This is a genomic window from Sphingobium sp. FW305-3-2-15-F-TSA7, assembly GCF_058787155.1.
In genome coordinates this window covers 16587-40240 of the sequence record NZ_JBYSZM010000024.1, presented here as the reverse complement: position 1 = coordinate 40240, position 23654 = coordinate 16587, and the positions used below count along the sequence as shown (strand labels likewise).

Annotated in this window: 11 protein-coding genes; 3 read left to right on the top strand and 8 right to left on the bottom strand. The window is 65.8% G+C overall.

Annotation, left to right across the window (positions count from 1 at the left end):
• Nucleotides 1–6: 6 nt before the first annotated feature.
• Nucleotides 7–417: a hypothetical protein gene (locus tag AC3WN8_RS18650; RefSeq protein WP_492670975.1), complete on the bottom strand. Its 411-nt coding sequence runs from the start codon at nt 415–417 to the stop codon at nt 7–9.
• Between the two features lie 61 nt (nt 418–478).
• Here AC3WN8_RS18650 and AC3WN8_RS18645 point away from each other — a divergent pair, with 61 nt between their 5' ends.
• Both AC3WN8_RS18645 and AC3WN8_RS18640 read left to right on the top strand, forming a co-directional pair.
• A complete protein-coding gene (locus tag AC3WN8_RS18645; RefSeq protein ID WP_492670974.1) occupies nt 479–661 on the top strand; it encodes a hypothetical protein in 183 nt (60 codons plus the stop codon).
• Between the two features lie 169 nt (nt 662–830).
• A complete protein-coding gene (locus AC3WN8_RS18640; protein WP_492670973.1) occupies nt 831–1514 on the top strand; it encodes a Fe2+-dependent dioxygenase in 684 nt (227 codons plus the stop codon).
• Between the two features lie 22 nt (nt 1515–1536).
• Here the strand turns inward: AC3WN8_RS18640 and AC3WN8_RS18635 are convergent, their stop codons facing one another.
• Nucleotides 1537–1719, bottom strand: a complete 183-nt coding sequence (locus AC3WN8_RS18635; RefSeq protein ID WP_492670972.1) for a hypothetical protein — start codon at nt 1717–1719, stop codon at nt 1537–1539.
• A 299-nt stretch (nt 1720–2018) separates the two neighbouring features.
• Between AC3WN8_RS18635 and AC3WN8_RS18630 the strand changes: the two genes are divergently transcribed.
• Nucleotides 2019–3026 (top strand): transglutaminase-like cysteine peptidase, encoded by a 1008-nt coding sequence (locus AC3WN8_RS18630; RefSeq protein ID WP_492670971.1) that lies wholly within the window; start codon nt 2019–2021, stop codon nt 3024–3026.
• A gap of 110 nt (nt 3027–3136) precedes the next feature.
• On the opposite strand, the gene AC3WN8_RS18625 is transcribed toward AC3WN8_RS18630, so the two are convergent.
• Genes AC3WN8_RS18625 through AC3WN8_RS18600 form a run of 6 tightly spaced genes read right to left on the bottom strand, consistent with a single transcriptional unit; the run spans nt 3137 to nt 23337 of the window.
• Entirely contained in the window at nt 3137–4432 is a 1296-nt protein-coding gene (locus tag AC3WN8_RS18625) for an HlyD family type I secretion periplasmic adaptor subunit (RefSeq protein ID WP_492670970.1), read from the bottom strand.
• A complete protein-coding gene (locus tag AC3WN8_RS18620; RefSeq protein WP_492670969.1) occupies nt 4429–5484 on the bottom strand; it encodes a cell wall hydrolase in 1056 nt (351 codons plus the stop codon). Before AC3WN8_RS18620 ends, AC3WN8_RS18625 begins: the two co-directional genes overlap by 4 nt.
• Nucleotides 5481–7631, bottom strand: coding sequence for a type I secretion system permease/ATPase (locus AC3WN8_RS18615; protein WP_492670968.1), 2151 nt, complete (start codon nt 7629–7631; stop codon nt 5481–5483). The genes AC3WN8_RS18620 and AC3WN8_RS18615 overlap by 4 nt, the downstream gene beginning before the upstream one ends.
• A 44-nt stretch (nt 7632–7675) precedes the next feature.
• Nucleotides 7676–9046: a TolC family protein gene (locus AC3WN8_RS18610; protein WP_492670967.1), complete on the bottom strand. Its 1371-nt coding sequence runs from the start codon at nt 9044–9046 to the stop codon at nt 7676–7678.
• A gap of 44 nt (nt 9047–9090) precedes the next feature.
• Nucleotides 9091–9810 (bottom strand): OmpA family protein, encoded by a 720-nt coding sequence (locus AC3WN8_RS18605; protein ID WP_492670966.1) that lies wholly within the window; start codon nt 9808–9810, stop codon nt 9091–9093.
• Nucleotides 9811–9840: 30 nt separating this feature from the next.
• Nucleotides 9841–23337: a T1SS-143 repeat domain-containing protein gene (locus AC3WN8_RS18600; RefSeq protein ID WP_492670965.1), complete on the bottom strand. Its 13497-nt coding sequence runs from the start codon at nt 23335–23337 to the stop codon at nt 9841–9843.
• Nucleotides 23338–23654 lie beyond the last annotated feature (317 nt).

The window sequence follows — 23654 nt, the reverse complement described above, 5'->3', positions numbered from 1 at the left end:
GGCCGCTCAACCGATATGGCCGGCGCGTACCTTGGTATAGGGCACGAACTCGCCCAGCCCGACCCAGCCCGTCTGCATGCGCGATCCGCTCTCATAGAGCTTCACGGTGTCGATGCTGCAGAGCTGCGACGAATGGGTGTTGGTGACCATCACCCGGCCGTCGCGCAGCGACGACGCGCCTGAACGCGGCGTGTTGACATAGATCTTCCCGCCGCCCGTCTCGTAGAGGATGGCGGTGTTGTCGATGATCCGCGTCGAGCGGATGTCGCGCAGATTGAGGCAGGTGACCGGCTTACCGGCCACGCGGCCGTCGAGTGCCTTGGCGAGCTTCGCCTCGGGACTGCGGTCGGGGGCGGCCTGTGCGGCAACGCCGGCAAATGCCATGGCACCGGCAAGCAATGCGGTTACGATACGCATGATCAAATCTCCGTTTCCTTCAAGAATGCGGCGCCAATATCGTGACGGTGGTGAACCGAACATGATCACCGCCGTTATCGAATGTTCAGGAAATCTGCCGCTCTTCTCTATTGGTCGGATTGACTATTATCCGCGTTCTTCTCCGCTGGTTCGCATCCGCCCCGGAGAGCGGGTTCGACCCGACAAATTCTCTGCCTCTCTTTCAATTCACGACAGGATTGGCGGCTTCATCAGACGGATTTGAAGGAATCGAGGCCGCGTAGCCTCTCCAATTTACGATTCGCCAGAACGCCGATTTCCTCATGGAAACGCGTATTCGCCCTGACGAAAGCATAAGCGGCTGAGCGCCATTTCTAAGAACGCATCGCAATAGCATTGACGAGGTGGCGGCATGGCAATAGCGCGATGGCGGCATGATGATCGCGATCCCCGAGATTCTCGACGCGGCGGCGCTCGCCGAAGTGCGCGGCCTGATCGATGCTGCCGATTGGATCGACGGCAATGCGACCTCCGGCCATCAATCGGCGCTCGCGAAACGCAACCTGCAATTGCCCGAGGACAGCCCCGCTTCGAAACAGGCGGGCAAACTGATCCTCGACGCGCTCGGCCGGGCACCTTTGTTCATCGCCGCGGCATTGCCGCTCAAGATCTTCCCGCCGCTGTTCAATGCCTATTCGGGCGGCCAGGCGTTCGACCTGCATGTCGACAATGCGATCCGTATCCGGCGCGGCAGCGATTTCCGTATCCGCAGCGATCTGTCGGCCACGCTCTTCCTGGAAGATCCCGATGCCTATGACGGCGGCGAACTGATCGTCGAGGACCAGTTCGGCGCGCAGGCGGTGAAGCTGCCCGCGGGCCATATGCTGCTCTATCCCGCATCGAGCCTCCACCGTGTCGAGCCGGTCACGCGCGGCCGCCGCGTCGCGAGCTTCTTCTGGATCCAGTCGATGATCCGCGATACCGATGCGCGCCGCACCCTGTTCGAGCTTGACACCGCGATCCAGACGATCGCCCAGGATCGCGGCCAGGATGACCGCGCGATCATCCAGCTCACCGGCGTCTATCACAATCTGTTGCGCCGCTGGGCCGACGCCTGAACGGCGCCGCGCCAGACGACCGCTAGCCCTTTCTCAGCGAAGGTTTGCGGACATCGCCCATCAACAGGCCGGACAGCCTGCGCTCATAGCTGCGCGCCAATTCCACATGCGCCCGATAGCCCACCGGATCCGGCGCGCGCTCGGCGCGGATGCGCTCCATCCGCGCACGCCAGCCGAGATAGCCGCGTTCGTTATCGAGGATCATAATCCCTCCTTCGAACACCCCCGCGCTCATGCACAGCCTATCACGATCGGGAATCGATTCGAAGGGCATCCATCGCAAAGACACAACCCGTCACCCCGAGCCCCGCAAGCGCATCGACCGCAGATCATCGCGCGAATCCGGATTCCGCACAGGTTTCGGTGCGGCCGACGCGGCGCCCTGCAAAAGAACCGGTCGAAAACATATCTGGAAACAGCCGGTTACCGCATCCCGATTGCTTTTAGAATTCATTAACCAAGGCAATTAAACATATATTCGATGCTCCTCGCCATGCTGATCACATGGCAGGATCGTCTCTCAAACGCGCTATTCTCGTCCGGACCTCGGCAATGCTGGTCGCGGCTGCATTGGTGTCGAGCACGCCTGCGGTCGCCGGCACGACGGTGCTGCCGATCGCGATCAGCGGCATGTGCGCGGCGGTTTCGATGTTCGAGACCGCGCGCATCGCCGCCGAGCCGGCAGCATCGAGCGCCAGCAAGGCCCAGGCGATATTGGGCGGCGCGCCCAGCAAACTCGATCTCATCAGGGCACAGCATGACGGCTTCACAACGCCGTCGCCCATGGCCGACACCATTGCGCCCGGCTTCGATTTCAGGCCGCTTTGCGGCGATCCGAAACCGGCGCTCATCGCGGCGGTGCAACCGATCCAGCCACAGCAATTCGTGCAGCCACCGCAATTCTTCGCACCGATCGCCCATGACCGCCCGGACATCTTCGGATCGGTCGCGTTGAGGATTTCGGCGACGCCACTCAGCACGCGCTGGACGATTGCCCGCGCGGCATCGCTTGGAACACGCCAGGGGCCATGGGCGTCGGTCATTCAGTCCGCCCGCCATCGGGACCGCGCGGCGCAGGTTGCTGCGGTCAACAGCTGGGTCAATGCGCGGATCCGCTTTGTCGAGGACCGGAACGGCTATGGCCGCGCCGATCATTGGGCATCGGCCGCCCAGTCGCTGCGGAGCCGCAAGGGCGATTGCGAGGATTATGCGATCGCGAAGATGCAGATGCTCAAGGCGCTCGGCGTTGCGGACGAGGATCTCTATTTCGTCATTGCACGCGATCTGGTGCGCCGGGCTGATCACGCATTGCTGGTGGTTAGGCTCGACGGCAGGCTGGTCGCGCTCGATAACGAGACCGATCGCCTGCTCGATGCCGCGCAGACCAACGATTATCGGCCCATCTTCACCTATGCCGGCACACAGGCCTGGATGCACGGTTATCGCGCCGAACCAGCCGGGCGGTCGATGCAGACCGCGTCGCTGACCCTGGCGAGCTACCGGGCGAACTGATTGCGCCTCATACGCGATCTCGAAGATGCTGACGCATCCTCGATCGGTTCGCTCAAGCACCGCGCGGGCTGATACCGGATCTCGACGAGTCGAACTCATCAAGATCCGTATCAGCGCTCCTGCAAGGCCTCCGAACGGGCTTTCAGGACGGGTTTCAGAAGATAGGACAGCACGCTCTTGCGGCCGGTGATGATCTCGACGTCGCAGATCATGCCGGGCGTGATCGGCAGCTGGCGGCCGCCGGAGACCAGATAGGCACGGTCGGTCTGCACGACGACGGTGAAATAGGCCTCCTTCGACACTTCGTCGTAGATGCTGTCGGCCGAGACCTGCACGACATTGCCGACCAGCCCACCATAGATCGAGAAATCATAGGCGGTCACTTTCACATTGGCGCGGTCGTCGACCTTGATGAAGGCGATATCGCTCGGCTTGACGCGCGCCTCGATCAGCAATTTGTCGCCCATCGGCACGACCTGCATGATCTTCTGGCCGGCATTGACGAAACCGCCGACGGTGGTGATCTGGACATCATTGACCACACCATTGACCGGTGACCGGATCTCGGCGCGCTGAAGGCGCCCCGCCGCCCCCTTCAGCGACTCCGCATTGACCGCGATCTTGGCGGACAATTGGCTGCGTTCGTTCAACGCTTCCTGGCGAAACTGGAACGATGCTTCCGACGCCTGGGCCTGGGCTTCGCCGACACCCGCACCCGCGCGCGATATCGTCTGCTGGGCAGCGGCGAGGCGTCCCTGCAGATCGACCAGTTCGCGCCGGGCGGTGAGCAATTCGGTCTGCGGCACGATCGATTTCTCGGCAAGCGGCGCGAGCATCTCCACCTGCCGCTGGGCGAGCGCGATGCTGCTGCGCAGGCTGCCCGCGGTCGCCTGCGCCTCGGCCAGTTCGCGACGCCGCTGTTCGACCGCGGCCCCCAATGCCGCCATGCGGCTGCCCAGTGCCTGGCGCCGTACGGCCTGAAGCGCTGCTTCCTCACGGCATTCGGGTGCGGTCGATCCGTCCGGCTTGGTCGCACAATTGCCGCCGCCGATCCCGCCCTCTTGCCCCAGCCGGTCGGCGCGCGCGGCGAGCGAACGATTCTCCGCCGCGATCTGCCCCAATGCCGATGAGGAATCGGTATCGTCGAGCCGGACCAGAAGCTGGCCCTTGCGCACGCGCTGCCCCGATCGGACCAGGATAGCGTCGATGCTGGCGGGCTCGGCCGCCTGGACGACCTGTACCTTGCTCGACGGAATGACCCGGCCCTGCCCGCGCGTCACCTCGTCCACCTGGGCGAGGCTCGCCCAGAGCAGAAAGACGCCGAAGCCAACCGCGCTGGTGAATATCACCAGTCGCGCACCCGACAATGCCTGCACCCAGGCCATGAATCGACCGATGACCGTCATTGGCTTGCCAGCTTTGGCTGTTCGTTGATCGGCGCAACGCCGCGCTCGGCACGCGCATAGGCAATCGCCTGGGCCGGAGCCCCCTGACCGCTGGTCGCGGCGGCAAGCGCGCTGTGTGTTTCGGACGGTGTCGGAATGCTCAGCGACCAGCCCTTGGTCACGTCGAGCCGGCCGCCCACATCATTCTCGGCGCGCCGTTCGGGCGGCATCTTTGCCAGGATGGCGGCGATTTCGGCCGGAACATCGTCGGCAACGACGGCAAGCTGAACCGTCGGCACCGACTCCAGCCCGGCATAGCGCCCAGAGAAAGCCGCCGGCATTCCCCAGCTTCCCGGCCAGCGATAGAAGATATGTGCGCCCACCTGAACCAGCTTGGTCAGTCGCGGCGCCCAGTAAGGCGACACCCAATCGGTGTGATAATGGGTGGCTGTGCCCACCGCAGGATCGACCGCACCGGCAAGCGCCGCTTTCGCCACCGCGCGCGCCTCTCGCCACGCCGCAGCCGCGGGTGTCCGTGCCAGCGACCCGTCGCAGGTGAAGCTGAACTGGCAGACCCGGCGGTCGGACCCTTCATAGACGACGCCGCAGACCGTCTTGGGAAAAGCGGGATGGCGCAGGCGGTTGAGCACGACCTGCGCGACCGCGCGGCGCCCCTCCAGCGGCTCGAAACCAGCTTCGTAATAGATTGCCTGAGTCATGCACTGCAGCGCGCGCTCCTGGTCGGAGACCGCCGCATGCGCGATCGAGAAGCGCGCGGCGGACAGGATGGGCGCGGTCGAGAATGGCAATGCGGCATTGATCTGCACTGCCTTTTCTCCGGTCACGGCGGCTGCGGCAACGCCGTCGCGCGTCGCGGCCATCAGTGCCTCATGCTCCCGGCTGACCGCGACCTCGTCCGCCGGTTTCGGGGGCTGGTCCGTCCAGCCCAGCGCGTCGAGCAATGGCGCAGGCCGGGCAAAGGCGGCGGCGATCGCGACGGCCGCGATCAGCGCAGCCGCAATGCGCCCCGCGGGCAGGCGCCGCGCCGTGATGCCGGGTTGGATCGGTCTCATTGTTTTTCCCCATTGGCGGCAAGCGCGCCCAGAACGGTATCGCGCGGCCCGTCCGCGACGATCCGCCCCTGATCGATGACGATAAGGCGATCGACGATGCCGAGCATCGCGTTGCGATGGGTCGAAACCACCAGCGTCTGGTCGGGCGTCAGCGCCGTTGCCAGATGCTCGATGAAGAGCCGCTCGGTCTGGGTATCCATCGCGCCGGTCGGTTCATCGAGGAAAAGCAGGCGACAGGGCTCGACCAGGGCACGGGCGAGCACGAGGAAGCTGCGCTGTCCGCCCGACAGGCGGCCGCCGCGTTCGCCGACATGCAGGTCGAAACCCGCCGCGTCGCGCGCGAGAAAGGCGCCGGCGCCCGACTTCCGCAACGCGGCGACCAGCGCATCGTCGTCGGCGAGCGTGGCGCCGAGTGCGAGATTGTCGCGGATCGTGCCGCTGAACAGTTCGGCGTCCTGCCCGACATAGCGGAATGCGGAGCGGATCTCGTGCGGATGATGCTGATGGCTGTCGAGCCCGTCGATCAGATAATGGCCGCCGCTCGGGCGATAGAGACCGCACAACACGCGGCCGAAAGTCGATTTGCCCGAAGCGACGCGCCCGATCACGCCGATCCGCTCGCCGGGCCGGATCGTCAGCGAGATGTCGCTCAACGATGGCGCGGCGCTGTTGGGATATGCGAAATCGAGATGTTCGAGCGCGATATCGCCGCTGCGGATCTGCGGCACCACCGAACGGCTGCCCTGATCGCGCTCGTCGTCGAAACCCATCATCGTCTGCAGGCTGTCGAGCGTCACCATCGCCTGGCGCGCGCGCGTCATCAGATAGGCGAGCTGGCCGACGGGCGAGAGCGAACGGCCTGCGAGCATCACGATGGCGATGATCGCCCCCATCGAAATCGATCCGGCATTGAACATGTAGAAGCCGCCGATCACCAGGCTGATGCTCGTCGCCTGCTGGCAGAGCGCGGCAAGGTTCACGCCCATCGCGGTCAGCCGCCGCAGCCGTTCCTGCGTTGCCGCGCTCATATCGGCATAGCGCCGCCAGCGGCCGAGCATCCGCCCTTCGGCGCGGCAGGATTTCAGCGTCTCGAGCCCGCCGATCGATTCGATGAGGACCGAATGCTGGAGACTCGAATCCGCCTGCGCCTCGACGGCGGCGCTCGCCATCGATTTCTGCAGCGTCAGCCCCGCAAACGCCATCACCGCGATCGCGGCGACCGGGATCAAAGCGAGCCAGCCCGCCAGCACCGCCATCAGCGCGACGAAGAGGAACAGGAAGACGACATCGATCGCGAGCACGACGGTGGTCGATGCGAAGAATTCGCGCACCATCTCATATTCGGAGACGCGCCGTGCGAATGCGCCCGTGCTGCCCTGCTTGGCGGCGAGCGGGATGTTCATCACCTTTTCGAACAATTTCTGCGACAGCCTGGAATCGAGCGCCCGACCGGTTTCGTCGATCAGCCGCGCGCGCGCCATACGCAGCGAGAATTCGATGATGAAGGCAAGCGTCACGCCGAGCGCGAGCACCCAAAGGCTCGACGCCGCACGATTGGGGATGACGCGGTCGTACACGTTCATCGTGAACAGCGGCAGCGCGAAGCCCAGCAGATTGATGAGGACCGCGGCGAGCGCGACGAAGCCGAAGGACCGACGAATCTTCCAGACCTCGCTCCAGAACCAGTGCCGGCGCTTCAGCTGATCCCAGGGCCGCTCATCGGCGCGCTCGCGCGTCGCATCGGCGGCGACGGATATGGCCTCGCCGGCGTAGAAGCGCTGGAACTCCCGCTTGTCGACCCAGAATGCCGCGTCGCGCCCCGGAAGCTGGATCTGGAAATCGCCGCCGTTGACGTCGAGCAGGATCGCCGCCCGGCCATCGGCCATGCGGACGATCGCGGGCATGTCGGCGGCGCTCCAGCGTGCCATGTTGCGACCGAGCCGATCCCCGGTCAGGCCGAACCGATCCAGCGCCGGCTCGATCTGATGGAAAGGGAAACGGCCCGATTCGTCGAGCGCCAGCCCCGCCTTGACCGCGACCGGCGAAGCCGAACGATCGAAGCTGCGCGCGACGAATTCGATACACGCCAGCACATCGTCCGGGCCCGCAGGCCCGGAGGTGTCTTCGTACCAACCGGTCAAACTCACGTGATACTCCCCGCACCGCTTACCCTGGACGGACCGATCCGCGATCAGTTCGGATAGCGCCGCTCCATCAGTTCGGCGGGCGCGGTCGGCTTCACATTGAAGCGTTCACGCGCATAGGTCTTCGACGCAGCCGGCGGCGCCAGCTCGAGCGCGGGCAGCAGCTGATTGGTCGCCGCCAGCACCTGATAAAGCCCGAACATCTGCGAGAAACGCGCGGTCTCCGCACGCACCTGAACATTGTATCGCGTATTCTGCGAGTCCAGCACATCGAGCAGCGACCGGCGTCCGACATTGAACTGCTCGCGATAGGACAGCAGCAGATCGTCGGCGACGCGGCTTTGCTGCTCCAGATCGGTGAAGAGCTGTTCCTGGCTCGTCCAGCGATTCCAGGCGCGGCGGACATCCTCTTCCGCCTCACGCGAAAGCTGGTGCATGCGGAAACGCGCCTCGCTCGCACGGCGGACCATTTCCTGGACCTTCGCGCGATTGATGCCGCCGTCGAACAGATTCCAGCGTAGCACGACACGGCCCTGCAGGTCGTTGGTGCTGCCGCGGAAACCGTCGATATCCTCCCCGATCCGGCCGCGCCCCTCGAGCGAGACCGTCGGCCCCAGATCGGCGCGCGCCTTGCCCACCATCGCATAGGCGGCATCGATATCGGCCATCGCCTCGCGCACGCGCGGATTCCGATCGCGCGCCTGTTCGATCGCCTCGGCCAAGGTCGGCGGCAATTTGGACCGCGGCGAGGCCGGCATCGATCCCCGAACCAGCGACAGCCCGGTCAGGGTTCGGAATGAAATGGCGGCATTGGCCAGATCCTCCTGCGCCTCGGTCCGCCGGACCTTGGCGGCCTGAAGCCTTTCCTCGGCCTGTTGCTGATCGGCGATGCTGATCGAGCCCTTGGCAACGCCCTCGCGCAGATCACCCGCCAGCTTCTGGTGGAAGGTCACATTGTCGTCCGACGCGGCGACGATGCGTTCCTGGAGGAGATAGTCGAGATATTGCCGCGCGACATTGAGCGCGACGAATTCCGAACGTTCCTCCACCCGCAACGCGGCACCATCGGTGCGCGCTGCCTGACGCTTCAGTTCCGAGCTGCGCGCGCCCGAATCGAAGACCACCTGCTCCGCCAGCGCATTGGCCTCGAGCGGATAGAGCGTCTCGTCCGCGATGTTGAGGCTGCGCCGCGTCGCATTTTCGAGGCGGCGGATGCCCGCAGACCCCTCGACGCTGACGCGCGGCAGGAACTGCCCTTGCGCCTGTTTGCGCTCGAACTCGATCGCTTCCTTGTTCTGCGCGGCCTGATTGATCTCGGGATTGGTCTCGAGCGCGGCTTCGACCGCGGATTTCAGGTCGATCTCCTGCGCCGGCGCGACACCCGCCACGCTCAGCATGAACGCGCCGGGGAAAGCCAAGAGCCACTTCCTCTTGCTGCTTGCAGTCATGACACCACCCCCCTTTATTGACCTGATCCGACGGTGATGATCTCGACCCGACGGTTCATCGGCTCGCGAACACCGTCGAGCGTTTCGACCTTCAACTGGGATTCGCCGCGCCCGGTGATCGTCAGTTCGCCACGGGGCACGCCGGCGGCTTCGAGCAGCGCCGCGATATTGTTGGCGCGACGCGTCGACAGGCCGAGATTGTAACCGTCGGTGCCGGAGCGATCGGCGTGGCCGACCACATCGAGACGACGCCAGCCACACGTCGCGCGGCTCTGCACCACCTGATCGAGCGCGGCCCGCGCATCCGCGGGCGGCACGTCAACATTCCAGTCGAAGAACAGCGACACGACCGGCGGTACCGAACATGCGGGTTCGGGCGGCAGTGGCGGCGGCGGCGGTTCGGCCGGCGGCGGAACCTGGCTCAGCCGCGCGGTGAAGGCGTCGCATTTGTTGATGCTGTCGGCATCGACGGTGCGGGTCTTCAAATAGCCGATGGCGATGCCGCACTGAACCTTGGCTTCGGACGCCCAGATATACCGGACATCCTCCGACCGCTTCACATCCAGCGCGAGCGTGGCCGCGAGCGCGGTCTGATAACGCGTCTCCAGCTCGCCGCGCAGCTGCGACTGCGGCATATCGAGCAGCGGCGAGCGCGGACTCGCCTGGGCGTGCGCGCTACCGCTCGCACATATCATCGCGGCGCCGAATGCGGCCGCGCCGAGTGCTGATTTCATCATCCCGTCCCCCATCGCTTTACCCTTTCCTCAATGCGCGGCCGCGACATGCGAGACGGCCATCACCGCCTCATGTGCCGCCGCCACCGGATCGGCATGCGCGCCGGTGCCTGCCCAGTTCGGCATGGCGATCTCGGGCGGCTGTCCGCCGAAGAGCGCCACGACATTGCCTTGACCACCCGTCCCGCCCGGCAGATTCGCGAGCAAGGCATCGATGTCCGGCCCCGAACCGCCGCTCAGCGCATCCGCCACGATTTCGCCGAGCGCGGGCTTCTGCGCATCGCCATGGGTGGCAGCCGCAACGGCCAGCCCGGCCGCGGCGATTGCCGGCATCGGTGCCATGTCGACAAAGACCGGCGCGGGCGAAGGCGCATCGGCCGCATCCTGGGCCGTATCCGCGGCCGGCGAAGCGGAAACATGCTCGGCGGCAGCGTCGTCCCCAAGGGTGCTGGCGCGCCCCGCATCCGTGACGTCCGCTTCATGCGACGCATGTGTCGGCGTCGACCGATCGGCCGCCTGATGATCGTCCGGCGCAATCTCGAATACAGCGTCACCCGGCGCCGAGCGTGCAGGCGCATCGCTTTGTTGCGGTGCATCCCCGGCGATCGCCGTGTCGCCATCGCTGGCATTGGTGCCGGGCTGAGGCGGGTTGGGTGGGGTGGCGGAAACCGCCTGCGCCGCCACCAGCCCGGCGGCCACGAGCGCCTGGCCGAAGCCGGGGTTCGCAAAAGCGCTCGCAGCCTTCTGGTCTTCTTTCGCGGCCGCGCTCGTTGCGAACGCCGCGTCCGCGGCGATGCCGGTGCTGCCGTCACTCCTGGTGTAATGCGTCTCGCCATGGACGATCGCGTCGCCATTGGCCGCTGTGTACCGAACACCGTCGGAGGTCAGTGAAAGACTGACGATTCCGGCTTCCGCGAGCGTGCGGAACTCACCGGCGTCGGTGACGCCATTGCCGTTCGCATCCTGCCAGACCCCGAACTTGCCGAACTCGGCATCGGCGGCGGAAAGCAGTCCGTCATGATTGGTGTCGAACGCGATCGACAGCGCTTCGAGATCGGTGGTCGCACCTGCGGCGTGGCTGGTCAGGACAAGCTCGGAACCGCTGGTGACCAGCCGGTCGCCATTGCCGTCATAGACAAGGAAGCCGTCATCGGATCCCACCCATGCCGTGGCTTCGGCCTCACCGTCGCCATCATAATCGAACGCGACCCCGGCATCGCGCGAAACGAGTTCCACGCCGTCGCCATCGAGATCGAGCACGATCGGCGGCACGAGGATGTTGGTTCCCGATCCACCGTCCAGCGCATCGGTTCCAGGGCCACCGTTCAGCGTGTCGTTGCCGTTATTGCCGTTGATGACGTCGTCGCCGTCATTGCCGTTCAGCTGATCATTGCCGTCGCCGCCATTGATCAGGTCGTTACCGCCGCGGCCGATGATGGTGTCGTCACCGCCATTGCCCGCCAGGATGTCGTTGCCCGACGTGCCGTAGATCAGGTCCGGCAATGTCGCATCGCCCTGGACGTTGATCGCCGGATTGCCCGCGTCATTGTACGAGAATTCGAACCGGACCAGACGCGCCTGGTAATTGCCGCCATCATTGTCGAAATAGGTGACGGTCCAGGTGTCGCCCGCCTGGGCGGGATTGGACGTCAGGAACTGCGCCAATGTCGTGGCGGTGGCATTGCCCGATCCATCGAGCAGATAGATGTTGTTGTAGCTGACCGTCGCCCGCATCAGCCCCGAAGCGGCGTCGTAGAACCAGCTCTGCTCGAAGGTTCCGGCAGAGAGATCGTCCTCCACGATCACGAAGCGGTTCGTACCGATACGGACTTCGGCCTGGACTTCCTGCTCGCGATGGCTGCCGGCATTGTTCGCCCCGAAAACGGTCGGATCCCGCTCACCCACGGGGATCGGCACGTCGTTGGGTTGCTGCTGGAAATCGGTGAAGACATCGATCACGGCAATGCTGACATTGCCAGCCAGGCCCGCCGCGAAATCGGCGTTGAGCGTGAAGCTCTGGACCTGATCATTGCCCGATGTCAGCGGCGAGCTTCCGTCGCCGACCTGTACGTTCTGACCCGGCAACCGCGTCGGCACGACTTCGTGGATCGTCACGACCTGGTTCACCGTCGCGGTGCCGTCGGTGACGCTCAGATTCAGCGGAATCGTCACGACGTCGTTGACGGTCGCCGTCGGGCGATAGACCAGATCGTCGAGCAGGTTGATGCCGAGATTGGGATTGTAGAGGACCGTATTGGCCGCGAGCGCGACATAGCTCGCGCCATTGAAGTAGAAGACGCCGACAGGCGCATTGGTCGCGGTGACGATCAGATTCTCGATATCGACATCGGTCGGAAGCTGGACGTCGACCGGATAGCCGTTCGCATAGGCCGGCGTCGTGGCGGTCTGCTGCGCGGGATCGCTCGACATCCAGGTATGGCTGTTGAGCGTCACCGGCGCATCGTTCGCACCATTGACCGTAACTGTGAGCGTCGTCGTCGAGACGTCGCCATCGGCATCGGTGATCGAATAGGTGAAAGTGTCGGTGACGGTTTCGCCGGTATCGAGCCCCTGCACCAGCGGGCTGGCATTGTTGAGGACATAGCCATAGCTGCCATTGGCGTTCAGCGTCAGCGTGCCATAGGTACCCGCCACGCCACTGCCGACATTGCCCGATGCGCTGACCGGCGTGCCGGCCGCGACCCCGGTCACCGTCACGCCATCGGCGCCCTGTACGTCGGCCACCCCGTCGGTGCCGTTCGCGTCGGGTGAAACTGCCACGTCGACACCGGTGATCACATTGCCGGTGGCCGTTGTCGGCCCGTCCTCGGTGACGCTGTCGACATCGGCCGCAGCAACGGGGACGTCATCCTTCACATCGACGAACACCTGACCGGTCGCGACATCACCGTCATTGTCGAGTGCTTCGACAATGGCATAGCCGATGCTCTGCGTCTGCGCCGCCAGCGCGAGCTGATGCGGCAGATTGTCCGCCAGCGTCACGGTGACCGTCACATTGCCGGTCGCGCCGGCCGCGATGCTCGCAGGCGCCGACAGGCTCAAGGTGATCGCGGCCGGCCCCCCAGAGGTCAGCGATCCGACGATCGTCTGACCGTCGCCCGAGCGCGTCCAGAACAGGTCGGTGCCCGCGCCATCGAGGTTGGCGACAAGATTGCTGAGATCGGTCGAGAAGCGGAACGTCGTCAGTGCATCCGAACCTGCCGTGAAGCTGAGAGCGGGCGCATTGTCGGTTTCCGCGGTCGAGCCGGGGTTCGATCCGAACGACAATGCCGCCTCGTCGACCAGCAAAGTCACCGGCGCCGCGTTGCCGGCCGGTGCGCCATCCTGGATCGCGATGGTCAGGCTGTCGGCGCTGGTATCACCGTCGCTATCGGTGGCGGTCAGGGTGAAGCTCGCCTGTGGCGACAGGTCGTTGTCCTGTCCGGTCGCCGCCGCGAACGAGAAGGTACCGTCGGCACGCACCGTCAGTGTACCGGTCGGCTGGACCAGAACGACATTGGCGCCTGCGGGCAGCGTCAGCGTGCCCGACGCTCCGCCGAACGTCACCGCAAGCGAGGCGACGCCATCCGCACCCGGTGTGAGCGACCATGTGCCGTTGACGGCGGGACCACCTTCGATCGCCGTTGTCGGCGTATCCGACACGGTCAGCGTCGGCACATCGTCCTTGACGTCGACCAGGACCTGGCCGGTCGCGACATCGCCGTCATTGTCGAGTGCCTCAACGATGGCATAGCCGATGCTCTGCGTCTGCGCGGCCAGCGCGAGCTGGTGCGGCAGATTGTCCGCCAGCGTCACGGTGACCGTCACATTGCCGGTCGCGCCAGCCGCGATGCTCGCAGGCGCCGACAGGCTCAAGGTGATCGCCGCCGGTCCCCCAGAGGTCAGCGATCCGACGATCGCCTGACCGTCGCCCGAGCGCGTCCAGAACAGGTCGGTGCCAGCACCGTCGAGGTTGGAGACCAGGTTGCTGAGATCGGTCGAGAAGCGGAACGTCGTCAGTGCATCCGAACCTGCCGTGAAGCTGAGAGCGGGCGCATTGTCGGTTTCCGCCGTCGAGCCGGGGTTCGATCCGAACGACAATGCCGCCTCGTCGACCAGCAAGGTCACCGGTGCCGCGTTGCCGGCCGGTGCGCCATCCTGGATCGCGATGGTCAGGCTGTCGGCGCTGGTATCACCGTCACCATCGGTCGCGGTCAGGGTGAAGCTCGCCTGTGGCGACGGGTTGTTGTCCTGCCCGGTGGCGGCGAGGAAGGAGAAGGTGCCGTCGGCGCGCACTGTCAGCGTGCCGGTCGGCTGGACCAGCACGACATTGGCGCCTGCGGGCAGCGTCAGCGTGCCCGACGCTCCGCCGAACGTCACCGCCACCGAGGTGACGCCATCTGCGCCAGGTGCCAGCGACCATGTACCGTTGACGGCGGGACCACCCTCGATCGCCGTCGTCGGCGTATCCGACACGGTGAGCGTCGGCATGTCGTCGTCGAAGGTGATCGCCAGGCTGCCGTTCGCCGGAGACCCGTCGCTGTCATTGACGGTATAGGAAAGCGTCGCCGTGGCGTCGTTCTCGCTATTGTCGCCCGGCAGCGTGTCGAGCGAGTCATGCAGGACGTTGCGGGCCAGGGTCAGCGTGTAGTCGCCGGTCGCCTGGTTGACCAACACGGTGAACAAGGTCTGGCCGATCCGCGCGGCATCGCTGCTCGCGGTGATCGTTGCGGTCAGCGTGCTCGCCGCGTCGTTCCAGGCATAGCTGACGCTTTCGGTTCCGACCGAGCCGGAGAGCGTCGTGAAGCTGAAATTGGTCGCCGGCCCGGCCGCGCCGTCCAGTCCATAGTTGAAGCCGAGATTGCCCGAGAAGCTGGCCTCGCTCGAAGCCGGGCCATCGGCGTCGCCGATATTGGCATCGAGGTCGCCGAGCGTGCTCGTCGCATTCCCGCCAATGCCGTCGTCATCGACCGATGCCGTGACGTTCGCGGCGCTTGGCGTATTGACGTCGCCGGTGAAGGTGAAGCGCAGCACTGCGGTCGACGTGTCGCCATCGGCGTCGCGCATCGTGTAGGTGAAGCTGTCGATCGCGCCCGCCGCCACCGAGGCATTGGGCACATAGCTGTAGCCGCCCGAGGCCGAGATGGTGAGCGTGCCATGGAGCCCGACAAGCGGATTGCCGAGCGTGCCGCCCGCGATCGAAACCACCGCCGTCGGCGTATCGGCGCCGCTGGCATCGTTGGTGAGGACGTTACCCGTCAGATTATCGGGCACCGCGCCGGATTCGGTCGCGGAGACGTCATCGTCCACCGCATCGGGACTGTCGTCCTCGATCGTGATGGTGATCGCGCCATTGTTGGTGTTGGTGACCGTGCCGTCGGAGGCGTTGACGGGAACGTTGAAGCTCCGCTGATCCTCGCCAGCCGTCTCAATGCCGGTGACGGCATGGTCGACGGACTGCGACAGGGTGACGGTGTAGTTACCCGCATCGTCGATCACGATACGGATCACTTCGGTCGGGCCGACCGAGCCGATCAGCGTCTTGGTGCCGATACCGGCCCAGGTGACGGTGGCGCCATCGGCCGTCAGCACCGCGCCCGGATCGCCGAGCGTCAGCGTCACCGGATCGCCATCGGGATCGGTAACCGTGACATGGCCGGTCGTATCGATCGGGCTGTTGGTCGTGTCGTTGGTGCCGATCGTGTCGGTGATACCGTTCGCCAGCCCCTCTTCGGAGACGGTGCTGGCATCGGTGCCGATCACCGGGCCGTCATTCGCGCCGGTGATCGAGATGGTCAGCGTCGCGGTGGACGTGTCACCGTCACGATCGGTGATCGTATAGGTGAAGATGTCGTTCAGTGCCGGGTCGGTGGCGTCGAGCCCCTGGACCGCGGGATTATTGTTGTCGAGCAGATATTGATAGCTGCCGTCGGCGTTGAGCGTGAGCGTGCCGTAGCTGCCGGCCAGGCCGGTGCCGAGCGTGCCGCTGGTGACGCCGAACGCGATCGCGGTGACCGGCCCGCCGACCGCCGCGCCGTCCGCGCCGAGCCCGTCGGCGCCGCCCACCAGGCCGTCACTGCCGGTGCCGGTGATGACATTGCCATTGGCGACCAGCGGGCCGTCCTCGACCACCGCATCGGTGTCGTTGGCAGCGACCGGGCTGTCGTCGTCGATCGTCACCGTCACCGAGCCGGTGGCGGCAACCGCGTCCCCATCCTTGTCGGTCGCCTGAACCAGCGATCCGAAATCGATCGCGATGTCGTTCTCGCCATTGCCGTTCGGATGATCGAGCGGACGCAGGAGCGTGAAGGTCCAGTCGCCGGTGCCGGCGGTAAGGGTGAAGGTGAATACCGTCGGTCCTGCCGGGCCGGCGGTCGCGGTCAGCGTGTTGCCGGCCACGGTGTAGACGAGCGGCGTGCCGCCGGAGCTGTGCGCCGGCAGTCCGCCCGTGCCGCTGAGGAGCTGATAGGTCAGCCCGCCATCGGCACCGGGGTTGAACAGGCCGGAGACCGATCCGGTCGCGACCACATCTTCGCCTGCGATATCGCCGGGGTTGCCGGCCTGTGCGCCGGCGAGCCCGTTGGTCAGGCCATCCTCGTCGACCGAATCCGCGCTCGTCGCGGCATTCGCGGTGGGCGCATCGTCGCGGAACTCGATGCGATTGCCGATCGACACTGTCGTGCTGGCGGTATCGCCGTCGAAATCCTCGGCGGTCGCGGTCAATGTGATCAGATTGGGCGCGAGCGACACCGGCTGGTCGACGCCGGTATCGGGCGTGTGCATCACCGCGCGGATCTGGTCGAGCGTGACCGAGCCGTTCGCCGGGTTGACGGAAAGCGTGAACACCACCGTGCCCGCACCGCCGCCGAAATAGCCCTCGACCAGCGTGCCCGCGGGATTGACCCGCAGCAGCACGGCTTCACCGGTCGCGGTGTCGAACAGGCCCGAAGGCCCCGCCAGAGCACCGAGCAGATAGCTGATGCCGCCGCCTGCCGCCGGGCCGTCCGCGCCGAACTGCGCGCCGAAAATGCCCGCGAAGCTGTCGGTATCATTGGTGCCAAGCACGGTCTCGTCGACCGAAAGCAAAGGCGTGACCGCGTCGACCAGGCCGATCGTCGGCCCGTGATCGGCGAAGCGGATATTGCCGCCCAGATCGATCGTCTCGCTGTCGCTGGCGGTATCGCCGTCATTGTCGGTGATCGTCGCGGTGCCGGTCAGCGTCACGCTGCCCGCCACCAATGACGCGAACTGGTCGTCGAACGGCGCCCCCGAATTCGGCGCCTCGTCGGCATGATCGATCTGCTGGAACTGGGTGAGCGTGACGACGCCGTCGGCATCGACCCCGATCGAGAAGATCAGCCCGTTGGACGCAGTGCGCCCCTCAACCGTGCTGCCGGCCATCGAAAGCGTGATGGGTTCGCCCGCGCTGCTCAATCCCGACACCGTATTGGTGACGGCCAGCTGATAGCCCCAGACCGGCGCGCTCCCGCCATCGGCGCCCGTCGTCGACGACTGGACGAATGCACCGCTGAAATTGGCGACCGAAACCGCGACATCGCTGTTGGGGCCGATCGTCGCGGCATCCTCGGTGGTCAGCACCACATCGGCATCGCCCCGGACCGAAACGGCGATCGAGGGACCATCGTCGAGGAACGTCACGAGACCGCCGATCGCGGCCTGGCCGCTGGCGGTGTCGCCATCGCCATCCTCGATCGTCACCGTCGCCATGACGAGCCCGGTCAGATCGAGCGGATCATTGTGCGCGGCGGCATCGCTGCCGTCGATATTATGCTCGAGCGCGACCGACTGGGTGACGGTCAGCTTGCCGTCGGCACCGATCGACAGCGTGAAGGCGGTGGTGTTGCCGTTATAGGTGCCGGTGATGGTGTCAGCATCGGTCTGCACCAGCGTGATCGCGAAATCGCCCACCGCGGTCTTCAGCGCGGTCGTGCCGTTGCCCGTCAGTGCCAGCCCATAGCTGGTCGCGTTCGCCGCGGCAGGACCGTCGGCGCCGAAGACCAGATTGCCCGAGATCACCGCCGCCGCGCTGACCTGCGAGATCGGGAAGCCTGGCACTGCCGCGTCGGTCTCGTCGAGCGTCACGCTCGCGCCGCCGACAACCGCGGTGACAGTCGGTATGTCGTCAACGATCTCGATCTGGACAGTCGAGGGGATCGAATCGCCGTCGAGATCGCTGACGACCACCGACACCCCGTTGAGCGTGATGACATTCTCACCACTCGCATCGGGGTGCGGAAAATTATCGGTCAGGGTGACAGAAACCGTCGCCTGCCCCGAGGCGCCGGCGGCCACCGGCAAGGCCGGCGGAGTCAATGTGATCGTGATCGCATCGAGCCCGTTGATCGAACCGGTGATGACGGTCGCGCTGGTCGGGGTCCAGACGATGTCGGGCCCGGCAACGCCGTTCACATCGACCGTGATGCCGGCAACATCGCCGAAGACGACCGAAGTGACCGCGTCGGATCCTGCCTGGAAGCTGATCGTATCGCTGTCCGCCGCCGCGCCCGAACCTGCGCTCGTTCCGGTCGCGCCTGCGGTGTTCAATCCCTCTTCATCGACCTGGAGCGCGGCACCGTCGGTGATCGAGGGGCCGGCGCCGTCGCTGATCGTGATCGGCTGGTTCGCGGTCGAGACGTCGCCGTCGCCGTCGGTCAGCGTGTAGCTGAACGACGCATCGGCATCCGCCCCGCCATTGGCGATGTTGGCGTTGGGCGTGAAGGTCCAGCTGCCCGTGGCGGTGAAGCTGTAGCTGCCGTTCGCGGTCACGACCGGCGTTGTCCCGACGGCAGCGATCGCGGTCGTCGTGCCGCCGATCGTGACCGAGGTCATGGTCGCGCCGTCGGCGCCCTGGATATCGTTCGTCAGCACATTGCCGCCGATCGGCGCGCCGCCCTCGACCACGCTCTGCGCGGGATCGTTCACGGCGGTCGGGCCGTCGTCGAGCACGGTCACGTCGATCGTGTCGATCGGGCTGACATCGCCTTCATTGTCGGTCACACGGACCGCGAAGCTGTCGCCGGGAATTGCATCGTCGGCACCGCGATCGCCATCGAGGTCGATGATATTGTCCGGGTGCGTCGGGAGATTGTCGGTCAGCGTATAGACATAGCTGTAGACACCGGCATTGACCGACACGACGAGCACACCGTCGTCGCCCTGCACGCTGCCGCCGGCGGTGACGTCGATCCAGACGCCCTGTGCATTCTGCACCTCGACCTTGCCGATGCTGTCATTGCCCGTGCTGATCGTGAACGCGCCGCTATCGGATTCGCTGTCCGCCGCGGCATTCGAGCCATTGCTCAGACCCGCTTCGTCCACGGTCAGGTCGGTCACCGACACGATCGGCTCGGAATCGCCGGGAAGGGTGATCGTCACCAGTGCGGTCGACGTGTCGCCGTCACCATCGGTGATGGTGTAGGTGAAGCTGTCATTGCCCTGCGCGCCTGGCGCAGCCGTGTAGGTGAAGGTGCCGTTGCCGTTATAGACGGCAACGCCCTTGCCGGGCGCCGTCGCCAGCGCCACGCCGGTCGCATCACTGACGCCATCGGCGCCGCGTATGTCGTTGGCGAGCACGTTGATGACGACGGGCGTGTTCTCGGCCGCCGCCGCCAGATCATTCTGCGCGGTCGGGACATCGTCGATGATGCGGATGTCGAGCGAGGCGCTGTCCGAAGAACCGTCGCTGTCGGTCAATGTGACCGCAAAGCTCTCGATCAGGCTGTCCTCGCCCTGAAGCGGGTGAGTGAGGAGATTGTCCTGCAGCACATAGCTGTAGCTGAAGGTGCCGCCGGTGATCGTGCCGTCGGGCGCCACGGTGGGCGTGAAGCCGGTGATGCTGAGCGCGCCGGCCGGCGTATCGATCACCTTGGCGGTGAAGACGCCGTTGGAGACGACCGCGACGCCGCCGACGGTCACATCGTCGAGCCCGTCGGGCGTGGTGACCGAGAACGTGCCGGTCTGGGTCAGCGCCGGGGCGTCGGGCGAAGACCCATCGAACAGATCGTCCTCGTTCACCACCTCTTCGGCGCCAGCGCCGTCGAGACCGCTGATCGTGACGCCGTCATCGGCGCCGTTGATGATGATCGTCAGCGTCGTGACCGCCGGGTCGCCGTCGCCGTCCTGCAGCGTATAGGTATAGACTTCGGTCAGCGTCTCGCCGGGTGCGAGCGTCTGGACCGCCGGATTCGAGGGATCGAGCGTATAGGTGTAGCCGCCCGATCCGGTGAGGACGAGATCGCCATAGGCACCGGCAAGCGGATTGCCGAGCGTGCCCTGGTTGGCGCCGAAGGCCACCGCGACCACGCCGGCGCCGTCCGCGCCCTGGCTGTCGGCGGTGCCGCCACCCACGCCGGTCAGGACGTTGCCGTCGGCGACCAGCGGCCCATCCTCACTCACGCTGTCGACATCGGGCCGGGCGATCGGCGCATCGTCGACGATGGTGATGACGAGATTGCCCGCCGGCGCGCTGTCGCCATCGCCGTCGGTCAGCACGAGCGCGAAGCTGGCGCTCGACGGATCGGTCAGCGTGTTGTCGGTGAGCGTATAGCTATAGGCGATGCTGCCCGCACCGCTGACCGGATCATAGCTGAAACCGGTGACGACGAGCGTGCCGGTGGCGTTGCTCGCGACTGTCTGCGGCAGGCTGCCGGGCGTCAGCACCGTCCCGCCGAGCGAGAGCGTGCCGATGCCGTCGGGCGACGAGAAGGTGATCGTGCCGCTGACGGTTTCGCGCGTGTCGCCATTGGCGCCGGGGGCCGCTTCCTCGCCGGTCCCCTGGGGCTCCGCGCCACGCGCGGCAAGCGCCGCTTCATAGACGGTCGTCGTGGCCCCGCCGGGTGCGGGAATGCTGACGCTGGGCGTGGAATCGCCGATCGTGAAGGTCAGCGTCGCAGTCGAGACATCGCCGTCGCCATCGGTCAGCGCATAGGTGAAAACCTCGGTGACGCCGCTGGGCGAACCGGGCGTACGGACATAGCTGTAGCTGCCGTCGGATCCGAGAGTCAGCGTGCCGAAGTCTCCGGCGATCGCCGCCCCTGCGGCGACCGTGGTGGCGCCGTGAGAAACGCTGGTCACCTGCGCGCCATCGGCGCCTTGCGTGTCGGCGCCCGCGATCCCGCTGGTCGTCCCGGCGCCGGTCATCACATTGCCGGTCTCGGGCACGGTGCTGGCCGCCGGCACGCTGTCGGTATCGTCGCGGGCCGTCGGCACGTCGTCGATGATATCGATGGTCAGCGTGTCGTTCGCGACGTCGCCATCGCTGTCGACCGCGACCACCGCGAAATTCTCGGCGGTGTCGTCGCCCGACGTGTTGTCGGCCAAGGTATAGCTGTAGCTGTAGACGCCGCCGCTGAGCGTGACCGTCAGGGTGCCGTAGCTGCCCGTGACGGTGCCGCCATTGGTGACGTTGACGCCGCCGATGGTGAGGCTGGCCAGGCTGTCGCCGCCGCCCGAGAAGACCAAAGCGCCCGTGGTCGTCTCGGCGTTCGAGCCGGGATTGGAGCCGAATGACAGCGCCGCTTCGTCGACGACCGAGTCACCGGCGACGATGGTCGGCGTCGAATCCGCACCAAGCGTGATCCTGACGGTGGCGGTGGACGGATCCCCGTCGCCGTCGATGATGGTATAGGTGAAGCTGTCCGAACCTTCCTGGCCCGGCGTCGGCGTATAGGTGAAGGTGCCGTCGCCATTGTAGACGGCGGTCCCTTTCGCCGGCGGCGTCGCCAGCACCACCTTGGTGGCAAGGTCGACGCCATCGGCACCCGGAGTGTCGTTGGCGAAGACGTTGATGACGACCGGCTTGTCCTCCTGCGCCGTCGAGGAATCGTCACGTGCGGTGGGCACGTCGTCGACGATCTGGATGACGAGCGGCGCGGTCGCCACATCGCCATCGGCATCGGTGACGGTGATCGTGAAGGTCTGGCTGTTATTGTCGCCCTGGGTATTGTCGGTCAGCGTGAAGCTGTAATCGATCTGCCCCGGCACCACATTCGTGATCGTCAGGGTGCCGGTCGGCGTGGTGATCACCTGGCCGGGGCCGGTCACCGTCACACCGTTGATCGCAACGGTGGCGGGCGCATCGGGCGCGTTATAGGTGATCGTGCCGGCGGTCGTCTCCGAATTGCTCTGCTGGTCGGATCCGGGCGATTCACCCGGCCGTGCCGGCAGGCCCGATTCCAGCACGATCGTCCCGTCGCCCATGGTGGGCACGGAGGTGATCGTCACCGGGCTGTCCGGGATCGAGATGGTCAATGTCGTCGTCGAGACATCGCCGTCGCCATCGACGATCTGATAGCCGAAGACGTCGTTCACCCCGCCCGGCGCGCCGGGATTGCGGGTATAGCTATAGTTGCCGTTGGCGGAGATGGTGAGAGTGCCATATTGGCCGGCAATCGTGCTGACGCCGGTGCCGACGGCGGCGAACGCACCACTGGTGCCGGCACGGATGCCGTTGAGCGTCGCGCCGTCCGCACCCGGCGTATCGGCCCCCGCGGTCCCGCTGGTCGTGCCGGTTCCGGTGAGGACGTTGCCGGTTTCGGGGCCAAAGCCCCCCGCCGGCAGCGCGTCGGTGTCGGCGCGCGCCGTCGGCACATCGTCGATGACATTGATAGTCAGATTTGCGGTTGCGACATCGCCGTCCCGGTCGGTGACGGCCACCGCGAACACATCGGTCGGATTCGCCGCGACCGAATTGTCGGTGAGCGTATAGGAATAGCCGATCGCACCGTTGGTGATGCTGGTGATCGTCAACTGCCCAAGCGGCGTCGTGAAGACCTGCCCGACCTGGTTCACCGCGACACCGTTGATGGTGACGCTCTGCAGACCGTCGGTCGCAACCGCCACGATGGTCCCGGTCACGGTTTCGCTGTTGGCCGATGCGTTCGATCCCGCGGGCTCGGCGCCGCGCGCCGGCAATCCGGCTTCGTTGACGGAACTGGTGGCGTTGATGGCGCCGGCGGGATTGTCGGGCGTGACGATCGTGACGGTCGGCTCGACATCGACGAGGCCGGGGATGATCTCCCGCTCTTCGGGCTGGCCGAAGTTGAGTTCGGTCGGCGGCAGCAGATCGCCCAGGCCGAAGGGATCGCCGATATTGCCCACAGGATCTGCGAAATTGCCGCCGGAACTCTGTACCGCGCCACCCGCAGCCGGCTGCGGCTCGTTACCGATCAGCAGCGCGGCGAGATTGAGGGGCGGTATCTCGACGCCGCCGATCACCAGTTGCGGCACGATCACTGCGCCGTCAACGATCAGCATCTGCGTGCCGTCGGGAAGCTGGACGACGAGGTCGCGGCCGGACACGCGGATCTGATCGAGCGAAACGCCCTCCGGCAGCACGACGACACCGTCGGGCCCCGGAACGACACGCATCGCACCGGCACCCACCACGGGCGGGGCGGCGGCGGCCTGCGCCGCGCGTGCCACCAGCTCCTCCGGGGTCAATTCAGCGTCGGGCCGCTGCCACTGATTGTCGGTGGCGTCGTTTGCTGCGGTGCGATCGAAATCCATCATCCTGTCCCCACTCTCGTCCTGCAGGCGACGCTGGGGAGTGACTTCAATGGAGCGGGATCATTCCCGGGCGCACGACACCGTTGCGTGCTGTTAGCCGCCCTTGCGCGTAATCTTCCCGACTACGCGCCACTCCAAAGGAGAGACTTCCCGAGGCTACCGCCTGTTGTCGCGGATGCCCTGGTCGACTGCTTCTCAAGATCCGTCGGCGACCCCGCGACTCGATCTTGCAAGCAATACTTAATGCAACGCTAACTCATGAGAGTCACTGTTATTTAGGGTTAATGTTGATTTATTTGATATTTACTATATCTCAC